Origin of the sequence: Neorhizobium alkalisoli (assembly GCF_002968635.1) — a bacterium.
Lineage (GTDB): Bacteria > Pseudomonadota > Alphaproteobacteria > Rhizobiales > Rhizobiaceae > Neorhizobium > Neorhizobium alkalisoli.
Genome location: NZ_PVBN01000005.1, coordinates 282555 through 299863, shown reverse-complemented (window position 1 = coordinate 299863; position 17309 = coordinate 282555). Strand labels below are relative to the sequence as shown.

General features: G+C 61.4%; 18 protein-coding genes. 10 read left to right on the top strand and 8 right to left on the bottom strand.

Translation table 11 applies throughout. The features are described from left to right. The first annotated feature begins 4 nt into the window (after window positions 1-4). From C5L13_RS13860 to C5L13_RS13840, 5 genes are read left to right on the top strand one after another with little or no spacing between them, the layout of a single operon-like run. A complete protein-coding gene (locus tag C5L13_RS13860; RefSeq protein WP_280952619.1) occupies window positions 5-982 on the top strand; it encodes a branched-chain amino acid ABC transporter permease in 978 nt (325 codons plus the stop codon). Continuing rightward, entirely contained in the window at window positions 975-1724 is a 750-nt protein-coding gene (locus C5L13_RS13855) for an ABC transporter ATP-binding protein (protein WP_105383863.1), read from the top strand. The genes C5L13_RS13860 and C5L13_RS13855 overlap by 8 nt, the downstream gene beginning before the upstream one ends. After that, entirely contained in the window at window positions 1724-2407 is a 684-nt protein-coding gene (locus C5L13_RS13850; RefSeq protein WP_105383862.1) for an ABC transporter ATP-binding protein, read from the top strand. Before C5L13_RS13855 ends, C5L13_RS13850 begins: the two co-directional genes overlap by 1 nt. Window positions 2408-2410: 3 nt before the next feature. Further along, window positions 2411-2923 (top strand): MarR family winged helix-turn-helix transcriptional regulator, encoded by a 513-nt coding sequence (locus tag C5L13_RS13845; RefSeq protein WP_105383861.1) that lies wholly within the window; start codon window positions 2411-2413, stop codon window positions 2921-2923. Window positions 2924-2958: 35 nt separating this feature from the next. Further along, window positions 2959-3888, top strand: coding sequence for a glutaminase (locus C5L13_RS13840; RefSeq protein WP_105383860.1), 930 nt, complete (start codon window positions 2959-2961; stop codon window positions 3886-3888). A 63-nt stretch (window positions 3889-3951) separates the two neighbouring features. Here C5L13_RS13840 and C5L13_RS13835 read toward each other — a convergent pair whose 3' ends face one another. The 4 genes from C5L13_RS13835 to C5L13_RS13820 form a co-directional block, all read right to left on the bottom strand. After that, complete coding sequence (locus tag C5L13_RS13835; protein ID WP_105383859.1) at window positions 3952-5469, bottom strand: tripartite tricarboxylate transporter permease; 1518 nt, start codon at window positions 5467-5469, stop codon at window positions 3952-3954. A 21-nt stretch (window positions 5470-5490) separates the two neighbouring features. Next, the gene (locus C5L13_RS13830) at window positions 5491-5985 is read right to left on the bottom strand and encodes a tripartite tricarboxylate transporter TctB family protein (RefSeq protein ID WP_105383858.1); all 495 of its coding nucleotides are present in this window, start codon (window positions 5983-5985) and stop codon (window positions 5491-5493) included. Beyond that, window positions 5982-6926, bottom strand: coding sequence for a Bug family tripartite tricarboxylate transporter substrate binding protein (locus tag C5L13_RS13825; protein ID WP_105383857.1), 945 nt, complete (start codon window positions 6924-6926; stop codon window positions 5982-5984). The genes C5L13_RS13830 and C5L13_RS13825 overlap by 4 nt, the downstream gene beginning before the upstream one ends. Before the next feature lie 236 nt (window positions 6927-7162). Next, on the bottom strand, window positions 7163-8164 hold the full coding sequence (locus C5L13_RS13820; RefSeq protein WP_407070427.1) for an ABC transporter substrate-binding protein: 1002 nt from the start codon (window positions 8162-8164) through the stop codon (window positions 7163-7165). 249 nt (window positions 8165-8413) lie between these two features. Here C5L13_RS13820 and C5L13_RS13815 point away from each other — a divergent pair, with 249 nt between their 5' ends. The 3 genes from C5L13_RS13815 to C5L13_RS13805 all read left to right on the top strand — a co-directional run bounded on the left by C5L13_RS13815 (window position 8414) and on the right by C5L13_RS13805 (window position 11046). Beyond that, on the top strand, window positions 8414-8923 hold the full coding sequence (locus C5L13_RS13815; RefSeq protein WP_105383855.1) for a DUF1993 domain-containing protein: 510 nt from the start codon (window positions 8414-8416) through the stop codon (window positions 8921-8923). A 69-nt stretch (window positions 8924-8992) separates the two neighbouring features. Then, entirely contained in the window at window positions 8993-9670 is a 678-nt protein-coding gene (locus C5L13_RS13810; RefSeq protein WP_105383854.1) for a response regulator transcription factor, read from the top strand. Then, entirely contained in the window at window positions 9667-11046 is a 1380-nt protein-coding gene (locus C5L13_RS13805; RefSeq protein ID WP_105383853.1) for a sensor histidine kinase, read from the top strand. Before C5L13_RS13810 ends, C5L13_RS13805 begins: the two co-directional genes overlap by 4 nt. Here the strand turns inward: C5L13_RS13805 and nagA are convergent. The 4 genes from nagA to C5L13_RS13785 are packed head-to-tail and all read right to left on the bottom strand — an operon-like array spanning window position 11043 to window position 14887. Further along, complete coding sequence (nagA, locus tag C5L13_RS13800) at window positions 11043-12206, bottom strand: N-acetylglucosamine-6-phosphate deacetylase (protein ID WP_105383852.1); 1164 nt, start codon at window positions 12204-12206, stop codon at window positions 11043-11045. The genes C5L13_RS13805 and nagA overlap by 4 nt on opposite strands. Next, the gene (locus tag C5L13_RS13795) at window positions 12203-13225 is read right to left on the bottom strand and encodes an SIS domain-containing protein (protein WP_105383961.1); all 1023 of its coding nucleotides are present in this window, start codon (window positions 13223-13225) and stop codon (window positions 12203-12205) included. The genes nagA and C5L13_RS13795 overlap by 4 nt, the downstream gene beginning before the upstream one ends. A gap of 16 nt (window positions 13226-13241) precedes the next feature. Further along, window positions 13242-14006 (bottom strand): GntR family transcriptional regulator, encoded by a 765-nt coding sequence (locus tag C5L13_RS13790; RefSeq protein WP_105383851.1) that lies wholly within the window; start codon window positions 14004-14006, stop codon window positions 13242-13244. Continuing rightward, window positions 14003-14887 carry an N-acetylglucosamine kinase gene (locus C5L13_RS13785; RefSeq protein ID WP_105383850.1) on the bottom strand — a complete coding sequence of 295 codons (885 nt, stop codon included), beginning with the start codon at window positions 14885-14887 and terminating at the stop codon, window positions 14003-14005. The genes C5L13_RS13790 and C5L13_RS13785 overlap by 4 nt, the downstream gene beginning before the upstream one ends. 207 nt (window positions 14888-15094) lie before the next feature. On the opposite strand from C5L13_RS13785, the gene C5L13_RS13780 reads away from it, so the two are divergent. Together C5L13_RS13780 and C5L13_RS13775 are read left to right on the top strand one after the other, a co-directional pair. Beyond that, window positions 15095-16009, top strand: a complete 915-nt coding sequence (locus C5L13_RS13780; protein ID WP_105383849.1) for an N-acetylmuramic acid 6-phosphate etherase — start codon at window positions 15095-15097, stop codon at window positions 16007-16009. A 26-nt stretch (window positions 16010-16035) separates the two neighbouring features. Continuing rightward, window positions 16036-17292 carry an ABC transporter substrate-binding protein gene (locus C5L13_RS13775; protein WP_105383848.1) on the top strand — a complete coding sequence of 419 codons (1257 nt, stop codon included), beginning with the start codon at window positions 16036-16038 and terminating at the stop codon, window positions 17290-17292. Window positions 17293-17309: the final 17 nt, after the last annotated feature.

Here is a 17309-nt window from a genome sequence, read left to right as displayed (position 1 = left end):
GGCCATGATCGTGAACCGCGAGAACCTTATCAACGTCATTCTGGCTGGGCTCTTGCTCGCCGTTCCCTTCGCCGCGAATGCGTTTGGCGAGCCATTCTACATTACACTTGCGACCCGTGTGGCCATCCTGGCGCTCGCCGCGACCGGACTCAATCTGGCACTGGGCCTCGGCGGCCTCGTCTCATTCGGCCATGCGGCCTTCTTCGGGCTTGGCGGTTATGTGGCCGGCATTCTCGCGTCGCATGGTTTTTCCGGCGAGCCGCTCCTGTTCGGTTTCTCGGGCACGAACCAGATGTGGGTGATCTGGCCAGTGGCGGTGATACTTGCGGGACTGGTCGGACTGGCGATCGGCGCCATCAGCTTGAGGACTTCAGGCGTCTATTTCATCATGATCACGCTCGCCTTTGCGCAGATGGTCTATTATTTCGCTGTGTCCTGGCCGGCCTATGGCGGCGAAGACGGGCTTTCAATTCTCGTCCGGAACCAGTTTCCGGGCGTGATGACGATGCGGCCGATGAGCTTCTTCCTGATTTGCTATGTGGTCCTGCTTGTCAGCGTCGGACTTTTCGCGCTGATCCGCGCCTCGCGTTTCGGTTCGGCGCTGCAGGCAACGAGGCAGAACGAGGTGCGGGTCGCGACGGTAGGCATCCAGCCTTACCGCATCCGGCTGACTGCCTTCGTGATCTCGGCGATGATGACCGGACTGGCCGGCGCTCTGTTTGCCGATCTCAACCGTTTCGTCAGCCCATCCATGCTTTCCTGGCATATGTCCGGGGAATTGATCGTGTTGATCATTCTCGGTGGAACCGGCCGCCTGTTTGGGCCACTGGCGGGCGCAGCGCTCTATGTTGCCTTCGAATATGCACTCGGCGGAATTACCGAGCGCTGGCAGTTCTTCCTCGGTCTCATCCTGCTTCTCGTCGTGCTCTTCGCCCGTGGCGGATTGCTCGGCCTTCTGGCCGGGAGGGCGCGCCATGGGTGATGCAGTTCTCGAAATCTCCAATCTCGCAAAGAATTTTGGCGCGCTGCGCGCAACCGATGGTGTGACGCTCGATCTGCGCCCGGGGGAAATCCATGCGCTGATCGGCCCGAACGGCGCGGGAAAATCGACCCTCATCCATCAGATATGCGGGACGCTCAGGCAGGACAGCGGGACGATCCGTTTTGCAGGCCAGGATATTGGCGGTCTCGGTGTCGCCCAACGCGCGCGGCTGGGGCTCGGGCGCACATTCCAGGTCTCGTCGCTGGCATCGGACTTTTCCGCACTTCGCAATGTCATGCTTGCGGTACAGGCCAGACGAGGGTCGAGCTTCCGCTTCTTCAAACCGGTCATGCGCGACAAGGGCTTGATCGACACGGCCATGACCATCCTTGAGCGCGTCGGGCTCGCCGCGCGGGCTCGCGTGCCCGCAGCCGAACTTTCGCACGGCGAACGCCGACAGCTTGAAATCGCAATGGCGCTGGCACTGCAGTCCAAGGCGTTTCTGCTCGACGAACCCATGGCGGGCATGGGTCCGGAAGGTTCGAAGTCGCTCACGCGCTTCCTCGATACCCTGCGCCACGAAGCGCCGATCCTGCTTGTCGAACATGACATGGACGCGGTTTTCGCGCTCGCCGACCGGATTTCCGTCTTGGTCTATGGCCGCATTATCGCGACAGGTACGGTGGAGGAAATCCGCAGCGATCCGGCCGTGCGGACTGCTTATCTCGGAGATCACGCCTGATGTTGCTCGATGTGTCGAAAATCGAGGCGTTTTATGGTGCGAGCCAAGCCCTGTTCGGCGTCGATCTGTCCGTTGCCGAAGGCGAGGTCGTGGCGCTGATGGGCCGCAACGGCATGGGCAAGACGACAACCATTCGCGCCATCTGCAACCTCAACCCTCCGCGTGCGGGGGCGGTCAGGCTCGGCGGTGCGGACCTCAAGGGCAGAAGGCCGCATCATGTGGCAAAGCTTGGCATCGGCCTGGTGCCGGAGGGGCGGCGCTGCTTCCCGAATCTCACCGTGCATGAAAATCTGGTGGCCGCCGCCCGGCCGGGCCAGTGGACCCTCGACCGCGTCAACGAATTGTTTCCGCGGCTGAAGGAACGGCATACCCAGATGGCGCGTTCGCTTTCCGGGGGAGAGCAGCAGATGCTGGCGATTGGGCGCGCGTTGATGACCAATCCGCGGCTTCTGATCCTCGATGAGGCGACCGAGGGACTTGCGCCGGTCATTCGCCAGGATATCTGGAAGGCCATACGTAGGCTGAAAGCCGAAGGTCTGTCGATCCTGGTGGTGGATAAGACGCTTTCCGAGCTTTTGCCGGTTGCGGACCGCGGCATCATCCTGGAAAACGGACGGAGCGCCTGGAGCGGCAAGCCCGCCGATCTGACGACGGAACTGCAAGATCGATATCTCGGGGTGTGAGCGATGAATGGTGAAGCAACCAGCGCCGATCTGGAACTGATCGCCCATGGACCGCACGGGCGCAACAAGCCCGAAACGCGGCTCTGGCTGCGCATGCTCTCCACGACGAAGCTGATCACCAACGAAATCCGTCGCCGGCTCCGCACCGAGTTCGGTGCAACGCTGCCGCAGTTCGATCTCATGGCCCAGCTTTACCGCGAGAAGGATGGCCTGCGCCTCGGTGAGCTTTCCAAGCGCACCATGGTCACCAATGGCAATGTCACGGGTCTGGTCGAGCGGCTGGAGGTCGACGGCCTGGTGCAGCGTGTCACACCCGATGGGGACCGGCGCGTCACCGTCGCCAAACTGACCTCTGCCGGAACCGAACTCTTCGTCTCCATGGCGGCGGCTCATGAAGGCTGGCTCCGCGATATCATGGCGGATGTCGACCCGGAGATGATCGCCTCGTTGTGGTCGGAGATCGGTGCGGTAAAAGCCTCCGCCAGCAACCATCTTTCCGACGCGGCCTTCGAATAGTAAGGATCGTCTGCGTAAAATAGTTCGGGTGAAAGATGGCAGACCTGCAGGCGATCGTAGACGAGATCCATGAAAAACTGACTCCGCGGCTGGGTGAAGGCAAGGTTGCCGACTACATTCCCCAGCTCGCACATGTGGATCCGAAGAAATTCGGCATGGCGATCGTCACGGTCGATGGCGAGATGGTCAAGGTAGGCGATGCCGACCTCCCCTTTTCGATTCAGAGTATTTCCAAGGTTTTCACGCTGACGCTGGCTCTCGGCAAACACGGCGAAACGACCTGGAACCGGGTTGGTCGCGAACCCTCGGGTTCGGCATTCAACTCCATCGTCCAGCTCGAGCACGAAGAGGGCAAGCCGCGCAATCCCTTCATCAATGCCGGTGCAATAGCGGTGAGCGATCTCGTACTCGCGGGGCACACGCCGCGGGAGGCAATCGGCGAGATCGTCCGTTTCGTGCGCTATCTTGCCGATGACGATGCCATCGCCATCGATCCGGCGGTTGCAAAGTCCGAACAGGCGACCGGCTACCGCAATTTCGCGCTGGCGAATTTCATGCGCTCCTTCGGCAAGCTGGATCATCCCGTGGAGCATGTGCTCGGCGTCTATTTCCACCACTGCGCGCTGGCCATGACGTGCATGCAGCTTGCCAAGTCCGGCCTTTTTCTGGCGGCATCAGGCAGCAATCCCCTGACCGGGCATACGGTTGTCTCGAAACAGCGGGCGCGTCGCATCAACGCGCTGATGCTGACTTGCGGTCACTACGACGGTTCCGGAGATTTCGCCTACCGGGTAGGCTTGCCTGGCAAGAGCGGCGTTGGTGGCGGAATTCTGGCGGTGGCGCCGGGGCGCGCGTCAGTCGCCGTCTGGTCACCGGGACTCAACCACAATGGAAATTCGCTGCTTGGCTCTCTGGCGCTGGAAATGTTGACGACGAGGACCGGCTGGTCCGTCTTCGGCCATTGAACATCCAATAAGAAAAAGCCCGGTCGAAGCCGGGCTTTTTTAGTCTGGTGGCAACGTTCGTGATCAATCCTCGCTGGCTGCCATCTGCGAGAGCACTTCGCCGCGCCCGCGTGCCCTAAGGATCAGCGGAACGATCAGCGCCAGGGCCGCGAGAACGAGCAGCACGGCGGCGATCGGTGATTGAACCAAAGTCGTGACGTCGCCCTGGCTGATGGCGAGCGACCGACGGAGCTGCTGTTCGGCAAGCGGGCCGAGGATCAGGCCGACGACCACGGGGGCGATCGGATAACCGAAGACTCGCATGACATAACCAAGCAGGCCGAAGGTCAGCAGCATGCCGAGCTCGAACACGGACGGATTGGCGCCGATCGTGCCGAGCGTCGCAAACATCAAAATACCGGCATAGAGCCATGGTTTTGGAATGGTCAGCAGCTTTACCCAAAGGCCGACCAGCGGCAGGTTCAGGACCAGCAGCATCAGGTTGGCTATGAGCAGCGACGCGATCAGGCCCCAGACGAGCTGCGGGTTGGTCGCAAAGAGCAGCGGACCGGGCTGCAGACCGTATTGCTGGAAGCCGGCGAGCATGATCGCTGCCGTCGCCGTCGTCGGCAGACCGAGTGTCAGCAGCGGCACCAGGGTGCCGGCAGCCGAGGCATTGTTGGCGGCTTCCGGCCCCGCTACGCCTTCGATCGCGCCGTTGCCGAATTCTTCCGGATACTTCGTAAGACGCTTCTCGGTCGCATAGGAGAGGAAGGTGCCGATCTCGGCGCCGCCCGCCGGCATGGCACCGATCGGGAAGCCGATCAGCGTACCGCGCAGCCAAGCTTTCCAGGAGCGAGCCCAATCCTGTGCACTCATCCAGATCGATCCGCGCACGGCTTCGATCTTGTCGGGGCCCTTGTCGCCCTGGGCGGCGATGAACAGCGTTTCGCCGATCGCGAACATGGCGACGGCCATGGTCGTGACTTCGATCCCGTCCAACAGGTCCGGAATTCCGAAGGACAGCCGGTTCTGGCCTGTCAGCTGGTCAATACCGACCACGGAGAAAGCGAGACCGATAAACAGCGAGGTCAGGCCACGCAGCGTCGAATCCCCGAAAGCCGACGAGACGGTGACGAAGGCAAGCACCATCAGCGCAAAATATTCGCGCGGGCCGAAGACCAGCGCCAGCTTGACGATGTAGGGGGCGATAAAGGCCAGCAGCAGTGTCGCGATGAGGCCGGCAACGAAGGAGCCGATCGCCGCGGTTGCCAGTGCCGGCCCGCCGCGCCCGGCGCGGGCCATCTTGTTGCCCTCGAGCGCGGTGACGATCGAAGAGCTCTCACCGGGCGTATTGAGCAGGATCGATGTCGTCGATCCGCCATACATGCCGCCATAGTAGATGCCCGCGAACATGATGAGTGATCCGGTGGGATCGAGCCGATAGGTGACGGGCAGCAGAAGTGCCACCGTGAGCGCGGGGCCGATGCCGGGCAATACGCCGACGGCCGTGCCAAGGGTAACGCCGATCAGCGCATAAAGCAGGTTGAGCGGCTGTGCGGCAGCCAGAAGCCCCTGCAGAAGGAATTCAAATGTAGCCATGGTCTTTTTCTCCGGCGCCGATCACAGGAAGAGGTGTTCCAGCGGGCCTGCCGGAAGCGAGAGCTGCAGCAGTCCGGCGAAGATCAGCCAGATGACGAGACAGAGGACGATCCCGACGGGAATCGTGATCCAGAGCTTGCGTTTTCCGAAACCCGCCGCCGTGAGCGCGAACAGGATGCCGGTTGCAATGGAAAAGCCCGCGGTGGTCAGAAGTAGCATCTGCGCGGCAAGGCCGGCAACGATCCAGACGACGGGGCCGAATTGCTGCTTTTCCCGTTCGGGGAAATCTCCCCGGAAAGCCTCGACGACGGTCCAGATTGCCAGGCCGATGAGGGCGAAGGCGATCCAGTTCGGAACCGTGGCGGGGCCTACCTGTGAATAGCCGGCCATTTCCCTCAGTCGGGAGACGTCCAGGAAGATGACCGCGGCAATGGCGGCAAGAGCGGCGGCGATAGCAAGCGCCGCCCTGTCAGGGCGGCGCTGTTCGGTGCTCGTTTTGTTGTTGTCCCGGCTCATTTGACGAGTCCGATGTCCTTCAGGACCGCTTCGGTCGCAGAAATATCCTTGGCGAGCTGGGCGTCGAAAGCATCACCGGACAGGTAGGTGTCGGCCCAGCCCTTGGTCTTCAACGTTTCCTGCCAGGTCTTCGACTTTACGAGCTTCTCGACGTCGCCCTGAATGGCCTTCTTCTGCTCGGCCGAAAGGCCCGGAGCGGCTGCAACCATGCGCCAGTTCTGCAGCACGACGTCGAAGCCGGATTCCTTGAGCGTCGGAGCATCCACGCCTTCGATCTTCTTGTCGGCGGAGAGAGCCAAGAGGCGCAGCGTACCGGCCTTCACCTGGGATTCGAATTCGCCGTAGGACGAAACGCCTGCGGTGACCTGGCTGCCGAGAATGGCGGCCAGCGCTTCGCCGCCGCCGGAGAACGCAATGTAGTTGATCTTTGTGGGATCAACGCCGGCGGCCTTGGCAAGCAGACCGACGAGAATATGGTCGGTGCCGCCCGCCGAACCGCCGCCCCAGGAAACGGCGCCCGGATTTGCCTTCAGCTTGGCAACGAGATCGCCGATCGTCTTGATGTCGGAGGAGGCCGGGACGACGATCGCTTCATATTCGCCGGTCAGGCGGGCGATCGGAGTGACATCCTTCAGGGTGACGGGCGATTTGTTGGTGAGGATAGCGCCGACCATGACGTAGCCGCCGACCATCAGCGCGTTCGGCTTGCCCTTCTGCTGGCTCGCGAACTGAGCGATGCCGATGGTGCCGCCGGCGCCCGGTACGTTCATGACCTGCACGTTGCCGGAGATTTTCTCCTGCTGAAGCGCAGTCTGCAGCGAACGGGCCGTCTGGTCCCAGCCACCGCCCGGTGCCGCCGGCGCCATGATGGTGTAGTCTGCGGCATAGGCCGGCAGTGCGAGTGCGCCGGCAAGAATGGAAGCGAGAAAGAAGTGTTTCAAGGGTAGATCCTCCGTTGGCGTCCTGATCTGACGCGAATTGTTTCTCAAGCGAAACGAAGGGATGGATAGGGTGTGCGAGAACCGCCAGCCCGAACTCCTCCCGTCGTTGATCGGGGTCCCGCCTCCACGGGGCCGATTAGACATAAGCCAGCATATCAAGCTGACATCTACCTGACAGATTTCGCCGTCTTGGCTTTTGGCAAGAGGTAATAGGCGTTCCGTCGGAATTTTTGTGGCTATTGCAGCCTGAGAACCTCGTTCCATCGGGCAATCAGCCGTGCCCGTTTGACCTGATCGAGATAAACCATCAGCCCGAGGCTAACAGGCACGGGCTTCAACTGGCCCCCGAGCATCTCCCGCATCGTCGTGGCGGTGTTGTTGCCGGCAACTTCCGGGCTGACAGCCGGGATCTGCAATTCACGGGCCATGATCGTCTGACCTTCCTTGGACATGAAGAACTGCAGATATCTCTTGCCGAGGTCCGGTGTCGTCGCAGCCTGCGGCACCAGGCCGATGCGCGACATGACGACCGTATAGTCCTTCGGCAGGACAATCCCGACATCCGGATATCGGGACGCCCAGTCGGCCGCATAGGAGCCGAGAATGTTGTAGCCGAGCACGAAGCGCCCGTCGGCCACGCGTTCCAGGATGGCTTCACTGGTCGAATAAAGCTTGACGCCGGCGGCGCCCATCGCCTGGATCACCGACCAGATGTCGCCGAACTGTTCCTGGTCGCGGGCCATGAAGAGGAATCCCACTCCGGATCGCTCGATGTCATAGGTGCCGATCCGCCCGTAGATCGCATCTCCCTGTTTTTGAAGGAATTCCACGAACTCCGCCCGTGTCGAAGGGGGAGGGGATTCCTTGAAGCTGGGTTTGTGGTAGACGAAAACGGCGGGCTCGAAAGTCAGGGCATAGGCGGTGTTGCGCCAGTTTGCCCAGGCCGGCCATTGGCCGCTCATGGGAAGGTCGCTGCGTTGGGCATAGCCGTCGTTGGCGAGCTTCACCTGCAGATCCATGGCGGAGGAAAAGGCGAAGTCCGCAGTCTTCTTGCCCATGTCCGTCTCTCGCACGATCCGGTCGTAGATCTCGCCCGTCAGCATATCCTCATAACGGACCGTCACGTCAGGGTTGGCGTGCTGGAAGCCGGCGATCATCGGTTTTGCGAGCGGCTCGTCGAGCGAGGAATAGACATGCAGGACCGGCGCGTCCTCGCGGCCTGAAAGCGCTGGAAACATCGTCGTGTCCGCGACCGCAAGGCCGGACGAGAGCGCAAGACAGAGCAAAGAGAGGAAAGGACCTTTCATGCATCAACAATGCCTCACCGATGGCGCGCGGACAAGGCGGCGGCAGGCACGTGGCATTCCCGTCACGGTCATCCGAATGCATTTCTCATCCGCTTGTTTTACGATCGGACATCCTTACGTTTGGTCGGTCTTTTCCGCCTTCCGGCAGTGCAACGCAATTAGTTCAATAAGGTCAGATCCATGTCGCTTTCGCTCTACGATATTTCGGTGCCCGTCTTCATTCGCGCCTTCGGCAATCTGACAGATATTCTCAAGAAAGCGGAGACGTTCGCCAATGAGAAGGGCATTGCACACAAGGAATTGCTGGAGGCACGGCTGATCGAAGACATGTATTCGCTCCCTGCCCAAATTCAGCGGGCAAGCGATACGGCCAAATTCGTGCCCGTTCGTGTGGCCCAGTTGGAAAACATACCCATGGCCGATAACGAATTGACCTTCGCGGATCTGCATGCCCGTATTGAAAAAACGGTAGCTTTTTTGAAAAGTGTCGACCCGGCCAGCATGGAAGGTCGCGATGAGGCGGAAGTGGTCCTAAAGACGCGAAGCGGTTCCACGACCTTCACGGCGAGAAATTATGTTCTCGGCTTTGCGGTTCCGAATTTCTATTTCCATGTGACGACGGCCTACGCGATCCTTCGCCACAAGGGCGCACCGATCGGCAAGATGGATTATATCGGGCGGTCGCAGTAAGCGCTTCAAGCACCTCCGTGACATCCTCGCTTCCGCGTTTATAATCGCGCTCTGAAGTGGGGGGATTTCGTGCGCATTCTTCTGGTCGAGGATAATCAGGCGCTGGCCGAAGGGCTGTCGGCGATCCTGCGAAGCAGCGGTTATGCGGTCGATGCGGTGGCTGACGGAGCTTCCGCGGAGGCCGTCGCCGCAGCCGAAACCTATGATCTGGTGATCCTTGACCTGAACCTGCCGGAAATGGACGGGCTCGACGTGCTGCGCGCCATGCGCGCACGCGCGAACAAGGCCGCGGTGATGATCCTGACCGCTCGCGGGACGCCCGAGGAGCGGGTGCGGGGCCTCGATCTCGGTGCCGACGACTACATGATCAAGCCTTTCGACATCTCCGAGTTCGAGGCGCGCATCCGGGTGCTCTTGCGCCGGCAAGCGGGCTTGAGAAGCTCGATCGTCAATTATGGCGGCATTACCTTCGATCTCACGTCCCGGACCTTCTCCAGCCAGGGCGTACCGCTCGATATCCCGGCCCGGGAGGTAGCACTCCTGGAGCTCCTGTTCCTGCGCGCCGGTAAAGTGGTCTCCAAGGATGCGATCATCGGTTCGTTGAGCGGGTTCGACGACGATCTGTCGGCCAACGCCATCGAGCAATATGTAAGCCGCTTGCGCCGCCGTCTCGCGCCGTACGGGCTGACGGTCAAGACCGCTCGCGGCATTGGATATTATCTCGAAACCCTGGCGACGGGCTCATGACACCGGCCAGTGCTTATTCGCTTCGGCGCCGGCTGCTCGCCTGGCTTCTGCTTGCCACTGCCGTGATCGGCACGGCCGCCATGATCGATACCTGGGACGAAGCGGTCGATACGGCCAACGAGGTCTCCGACCGTGTTCTTGCCGGCTCGGCACTCGCCATCGCGGAACGGGTGATCGTCGCCGAAGACGGATCGCTTGAAGTCGACATTCCCTATGTCGCGCTCGAGATGCTCACCTCGGCCGCACAGGACCGGGTTTTCTACCGCGTTGACGGGCCGCCTGGAACATTCATCACCGGCTACCAGAATCTCCCGTCGATACCGCGTCGCGAGGGACAGGCCGCCGCATTCGAGAATGCCACCTTTCGCGGCGAGCCGATCCGTGTTGCGGCGCTTGCGCGCTCCGCCTCGACAGGCATCAATTCGGTGCCCTTCATCGTCACCGTCGCCGAAACCACCATCGCCCGGCAGCAGCTGACGCGGACGATCCTCATCCGGTCGGCCTTGCGCCTGCTTTTCATGATTGCTGGCGCCGCGGTGATCGTTTGGGTGGCAGTGACGCTGTCGCTGCGCCCGCTCTACCGTTTCAGCGAGGCGATCGCCGAACGCAGCCCGGACGATCTCCATCCGATCAGCGAACGTGTGCCGAATGAAGTGCAGGGACTTGTGGATACCGTCAACTCCTTCATGGTGCGGCTTGAGGGAGCGTTGGATGCGCTCCGGCATTTCACCGGCAATGCGAGCCATCAGCTGCGCACGCCGCTCGCCATCATCCGCACTCAGCTGGCGCTTGCCGGCCGCGCCACGGATATAGACGTAGCCAAGGAGGCCACCCGCAAGGCGGACGAAGCCGTTGCCGATGCGGAACGTATCCTGGCGCAGCTTCTGCTGATGGCGAGGATCGATGCGACAAGGCGGTCGGCCTCGATGCAGGAGATCGACCTGGCTGCCTTGGCACAAGGGGTGACGGCCGACCATGTGCCCTTCGCCGCGGAGGCCGGCATCGACCTGGGTTTTGAGGGCGAGGGGGATGTCACGGTTGTCGGCGAGCCGCTGCTGATCGGTGAACTCCTGAAGAACCTGATCGGCAACGCGCTGCTCTATGCCGGCGCCGGCGCCGAGGTGACGGTTCGCGTCAAGCAGGAGGATAACGTCGCCATGCTGGAGGTGGAGGACAACGGTCCCGGCATCCCTCCGGAGAAGCAGGCCCAAGCGTTGAAACGCTTCGAACGCGGCGGGACGGAAAAATCCGGCACAGGCCTCGGTCTGCCGATCGTGGAAGAGATCGCCCGCCTCCACGGCGCTGCATTGGCTCTCGCACAAGGCCGCGAAGGCAAGGGCTTGAAAGTGCAGATCGCTATTCCGGTAGCCGGCTAGTAGTTTTGATACAGCTTGTTGCCTCCGATCCAGGTGCTCTTCATGCCGAGATCATCCGTGAGGATCACGAAGTCAGCATCAAAACCTGTCTTCAACGATCCTTTTCGGTCCGCGATCCGAACGGCTTCCGCGGGATAGGCCGAAGCCATTCTGAGCGCCTCCTCGAGGGGCAGGCCAAGGGTCCGGTGTACGAAACGCACGGAAGAGATCATGTCGATATCTGCACCGGCGAGCGTTCCGTCGGCGAGCGTCAGGCGGCCGTCCCGACGCAGGATTTTCCGGCCGTTCAGGGTAAAGCTCTCCAGCTCCGTTCCGATCGTGGACATGGCATCTGTAACGATGAAGACCTTTCCAGGCCCGGTCTTGGCGTTCAGGGCAACCTGCATCGAAGCAGGGTGCACATGAATGCCATCGGCAATCAGCCCCGCATGCAGCGTGCCGGTGTCCAGCGCGGCTCCGACAAGACCCGGCTCCCGGTGACCAAGTGAGCTCATCGCGTTGAAAAGATGCGTCACCGTCCGCGCGCCTGCTTCTGCATAGGCTCTCGCAGTTTCGTAGCTTGTCTCCGTGTGGCCGAGGCTGACGGTGAAGCCGGCTTGCGCCAGGCGCCCCGCCTGGTCGACAGTCACGTTTTCCGGCGCGATGGTGATCATCATCGCCTCGAACTTCCCCTGGCAGGTCAGGATGAGTTCGATATCCTTTTCTTCCATCGGTCTGATCAGCCTCGGGTCGTGAGCGCCCTTGCGCGCCACCGATAGATGCGGGCCCTCCAGATGCAGGCCGAGGAATCCGGGGATGTCCGCAGCCTTCGCCAGCTTGCCGGCCGCAACCGTCCTGGCGGTGATTTCCGGCGTGTCGGTGATCAGCGTCGGCAACAGCGCTGTGGTGCCGAACTTCGCATGAGCCGCGCAGATCTGCCTGATGCCTTCCGCCGTCGGCTCCTCGTTCAGCAACACCCCGCCGCCGCCATTGACCTGAAGGTCGATGAAGCCAGGTACGACCAGCCCGCCTCCGGCATCGATGATTTCCATGTCCGATGGCAGATGCGCTGCCGGCAGCACCGATTCGATCTTGCCGCTGGCGATGACGAGCGCGGCACCCTCATGCCAGATGGTGCCGTCGAAAATGCGGGCGCCAGTGATGGCCTTGCGTGTCGTCATAATGTCTCGGTCACTTTCTTGAGTGCAACAGGCGCATCCGGATTGAAACCTTTGGCGCGCGACCAAGCCTCTACGAAACCGTAGAAAGGCAGGATCAGGGCAAGCGCATCGGTCAGGGGATGGCCCGTCGCGACAAACGGCAGCTGTCTCGCTTTCGTCACCTTGCCGGACGTGGCGAAGGCAAGCGCGCCCTTGTCGGCCAGGCCGTCGGCAATCTCGACCGCCGAGGCTTCAGCGGCATCGCGCGCTGCAAAGGTTACGACGGGAAACCGCTTTTCGACCAAGGCGACCGGTCCATGCAGGACTTCTGCCGCGGAATAGGCTTCCGCATGCATGTTGGAGGTCTCCTTGAACTTCAGTGCGGCTTCGCTGGCGATCGCAAGCGCCGGACCGCGGCCCAGCATGTAGAGGGAGTCCGCCTCGCCGAGTTCCCGTGCAAGCTCATTCCAGTCGAGCTTGACCGCAGTTTCGAAATGCGACGGCAGATTGCCGATCGCCGCCTTCAGGCTCTCGTCGCCCACCCATTCGGAAAGCAAAACCAGACCCGCGACGATGGAGTTGACGAAGGACTTCGTCGCGGCGACCGCAAGCTCCGGCCCCGCATTGATGTTCACGGCATGGGCAGAGGCGCTGGCGATCGGCGAAGGCAGCGTGTTCGTAAGCGCGATCGTCACCGCGCCGGACTTGGTTGCGGCTTCCGCCATCGCCACGATATCGGGGCTCTTGCCCGATTGGGAAATGGCGATTGCCGCTCCGCCGCCGAGCTTGAGCTTGGCGCCATAGATGGACGCAAGCGAGGGGCCGAGCGAAGCGACGGGTCTGCCGGTCGTGAGTTCGACGGCATATTTGATGAAGGTGGCCGCATGATCGGAGGAGCCGCGGGCGATCGTGATCAGGAAAGCCGGATCTTTCTCGCGAAGCGCACGACCTGCTGCGGCAAGTTCGGATTTCGACAGGTCGAGCAGACGCGCAACGGCCTCCGGTATCTCGTTGATCTCCTTGCGCATGTGAGTCTGCATCATCTCGTCCTCAACGTCATTGTTCGCCAAGCGAAAGCTCGGCCACGAAATCATAGGCATCGCCGCGATAAAGAGAGCGCGTCAGCTCGACGACGCGGCCGGACGCCAGATAGGAAACGCGCTCGATCGACAGGCCTGCCGCTCCGATCGGCACCGCCAGCAGCCCTGCATCCGGATCTTTCATATTGCAGGCGGATATTCGCTGAATGGCCCGCACGGGTCGGGCGTTTTTCTTTTCCAGCTCCGCGTAAAGAGAGCTGGTGACGGCAGAAGGGTCCGGCAGGAACTCCACCGAAATACTCGCGCGCTCGATGGCAAGCGGCATGTCGTCCGCAATGCGAAGACGGCCGAGACGGGCGACCTTGGTTCCCGGCGCCAGGCCAAGCATCATCATTTCTTCGGGGGAAGGATGAAACAGTCCGCGCTCCAGCCATTCCGACTTCGTTACAAAACCTCGCCGCGCCATGTCCTCCGTGAACGACGTAAGCCGGGTCAACGGCTGTTCGACACGCGAAAGCGGCTTGACCACGAATGTCCCTGAGCCGTGTTTGCGGGTGAGCAATCCGTCCTTGACGAGGTCGTCCACGGCCTTGCGGACGGTGACGCGACTGACATTGGCATAGTCCGCAAGGTCGCGTTCGGCCGGCAGCGCGTCTCCATGCCCGAGCCTGCCGGTACGGATCGCGTCTTCCAGACTTTGCCGCAGCTTCATGTAGAGCGGCCCGGTGCCGGCCGATTGCAGTCCATCGAGCGGAAGGATCGCGGCAAGCGTATCGTTCATACGCGCACCTCCGCTGGGCCATGGGTCTTGACGGCAAGGGCCACTGCACCGGTCAGGGCATCCGCAAGCGGTTCGGACAATCGCAACCGGTGCCGTTCCGCAAGATACTGCGGATAAAGCGGTGCCAGCCCGCCCAGCAGGCAAAGCCGGCCTCTTCCCTTGGTGATGGAACTCACCGCATCGAGTGCCTGGTCTATGTCCGCCGCTCCTGCTTTCAGGATGCGAATTGCCGCTTCGTCGCCACGCTGCGCGAACTCGAATACCTTGGGCGTATGGCGGCCAAAGTCGCCCGGTTTTGCAAGCCGAGCGAAAGCGACGACATTTTCAGGATCGTTGCCGAATTCGGCAAGGATCGCTTTCGAAAGCTCTGTCATCGGGTGGATCCGGTCATAGGCAAGCAGGCTCTCCTGCAAAGCCAAGTGGCCGAGGCGGGCGCCACTGCCGAGATCGCTGACCTGAAATCCCCAGCCGGCGACCGAATGAAGCGTTCCTTCATGCCGGGCGATGTAAACGGTGCCTGTGCCGACAATGCCGATCGCGCCGTCGTCGTCTCCGATCGCGCCTTGCAATGCGATGACGCCGTCCGAGACGATATCCGACGTCCTGAAGGGCAGACGCGCCTGCACATAGCTGACCGCATCGCCGACATTGTTGCCGGCCAGGCCGAGTGTGGCGGCGGCGGATGCAAGATCAGGGACAAGTCCGGCATTCTCGAACGCAAAGCGTGCGGCATCCGTAATATGCTTGAGCGCGGTATCGGGATCGGTCAGAATATTGGAGGCGCCGCTTTTCCCGCGCCCGACGATCTCGCCCGCCCCATTGGCCAACGCCGCACGGCAGCTCGTTCCCCCTCCGTCGATTCCGATAAAATAGTCGCCCATGAACACCTCCATAACTGACAATACCAAAAAAATACCATTAACCAAGGCCAATTTGAGTTTTTTGAAATAGCTTGAGCTTTCAGTTTGAAATTTAAGATATTTTTTCGAAATCTGGGCGATACAATCCGCCTTTCTTCATAAAAGTTAATTTTCCTTCTGGACAATTGGTATTTTTTTGGCATCATTTTGGCCAGAGGGAGAAACCGGATGAGCAATAGCGCCACCGAAGCCAGGCATGGGAAGGCAGATGGGCTGGATATGCGTCAGCCCGCCGAGATCCTGCAGCTCCTGGCGACTGGTCAGCAGCAGGCGGCGAAGGTCGTTGATCACGCCATACCGGCCATTGCCCAAGCGGCGGAAGTCGTGGCGTCGACGTTGAGGTCCGGAGGCAAGCTTGTTTACGCCGGCGCCGGCAGCTCCGGCCTGATGGCCATGGCGGATGCCCTTGAGCTGCCCGGCACCTATGGCATCCCGCGCGAGCAGATCGTGCTTCTCTTCGCCGGTGGCATATCGAGCCTTGTTGACATGGAAGGCGCACCGGAAGACGACGTCGTGCTTGCGGAGAAAGACGCCGCGGTTATTGGTCCAGGCGATTGCGTTTTTGCCGCGTCGGTGAGCGGTTCGACCCCTTACACGCTCGCGGTTGCCAATCTTGCTCATCAGCGCGGAGCCAGGCTTGTTGCCATGGCCAACAATGCCGGCGCCGAACTGTTCAGAAAAGCCGATGTGGCGATCCTGCTTGAGACGCCGCCGGAAGTGGTTGCCGGCTCGACCCGCATGGGCGCCGCTACCGCCCAGAAAATGGCTTTCAACATGCTGTCGACGCTCGCCGCGGTAAAGCTGGGTCATGTCCATGACGGCCACATGGTCAATCTGCGCGTTGATAACGAGAAGCTGCGTGCCCGGGCCGCGCGTATGGTGGCGGAAATCGCCGGCATCGACGTGGCGGAGGCGCGCAGCTGGATGGCATCTGCCCAAGGTTCGGTGAAGATCGCGGTTCTGCTGGCTGCCGGCGCCTCCGGCACGGAAGCGGCGAAGGCGCTGCTCGCCCGTTCCGGCGAAGTGCTGCGCGTCGCGCTGGACGAGCTGCAGGCAACTAAGAGTTCCATGAAGCGCGCCTGAAGGCGCAAAAAAAGAGGGAGAACATCATGACCCGCATATTGAAAGGCATGCTTTTCGCCACGACCGTGCTCGCGCCTGCGGGCCTGGTTCACGCGGCGGATGCACAGCTCACGATCGAAAGCTGGCGTAACGACGACCTGGCGATCTGGCAGGAGAAGATCATTCCGGCGTTCGAGGCGAAGAACCCTGGTATCAAGGTAAGTTTCGCGCCGATGGCACCGACGGAATATAATTCCGCGGTCAACGCCAAGCTCGAAGCCGGCACTGCCGGAGACCTCATCACCTGCCGCCCCTTCGACCTCTCGCTTGCAATGTTCCAGAAGGGCCAGCTTGCTCCGCTGAGCGATCTGCCGGGCATGGAAAACTTCTCCGACGTGGCGAAATCCGCTTGGACCACGGACGACGGCAAAACGAGCTTCTGCGTGCCGATGGCTTCCGTCATCCATGGCTTCATCTACAACAAGAAGGCCTTCGAGGAAGCCGGCGTCAAGGTCCCCAAGACCGAGGACGAGTTCTTCGCCGTGCTCGAGAAATTCAAGAAGGACGGCAACTACATCCCGCTCGCCATGGGTACCAAGGACCAATGGGAAGCGGCGACGATGGGCTACTACAACATCGGCCCCAACTACTGGAAGGGCGAGGAAGGCCGCAAGGCGCTGATATCAGGCAAGGAAAAGCTCACCGATGCGCAATGGGTCGAGCCCTACAAGGCGCTGGCGAAGTGGAAGCCTTATCTCGGCGACGGTTTTGAAGCGCAGACCTATCCCGACAGCCAGAACCTCTTCACGCTCGGCCGCGCTGCAATCTATCCGGCGGGTTCCTGGGAAATCGCGCCGTTCAAGGCCCAGGCCGACTTCGAGATGGGCGCTTTCCCGCCACCGGTGAAGAAGGCCGGCGATACCTGCTACATCTCCGACCATAACGACATCGGCCTCGGCCTCAACGCCAAGGGCAAGAACCAGGAAGCCGCGAAGAAATTCCTCGCCTGGGTAGCCTCACCGGAATTCGCCGAACTCTACGCGAACTCGCTGCCCGGCTTCTTCAGCCTCAACTCCAAGCCGGTGAAGATGACGGATGGTCTCGCCCAGGAATTCGTATCCTGGCGCCAGAACTGCAAGACGACGATCCGCCCGAGTGCTGCGATCGTCGGCCGTGGGCAGCCGAACCTCGATCTGGAAATGTGGCGTGTTTCCGCGAACGTGATCAACGGCACCCAGACACCGGAACAAGCTGCCGCCGAAACCCAGAAGGGCCTCGATAGCTGGTACAAGCCGGCCAAGTGAGCTGAACTTCATCTTCG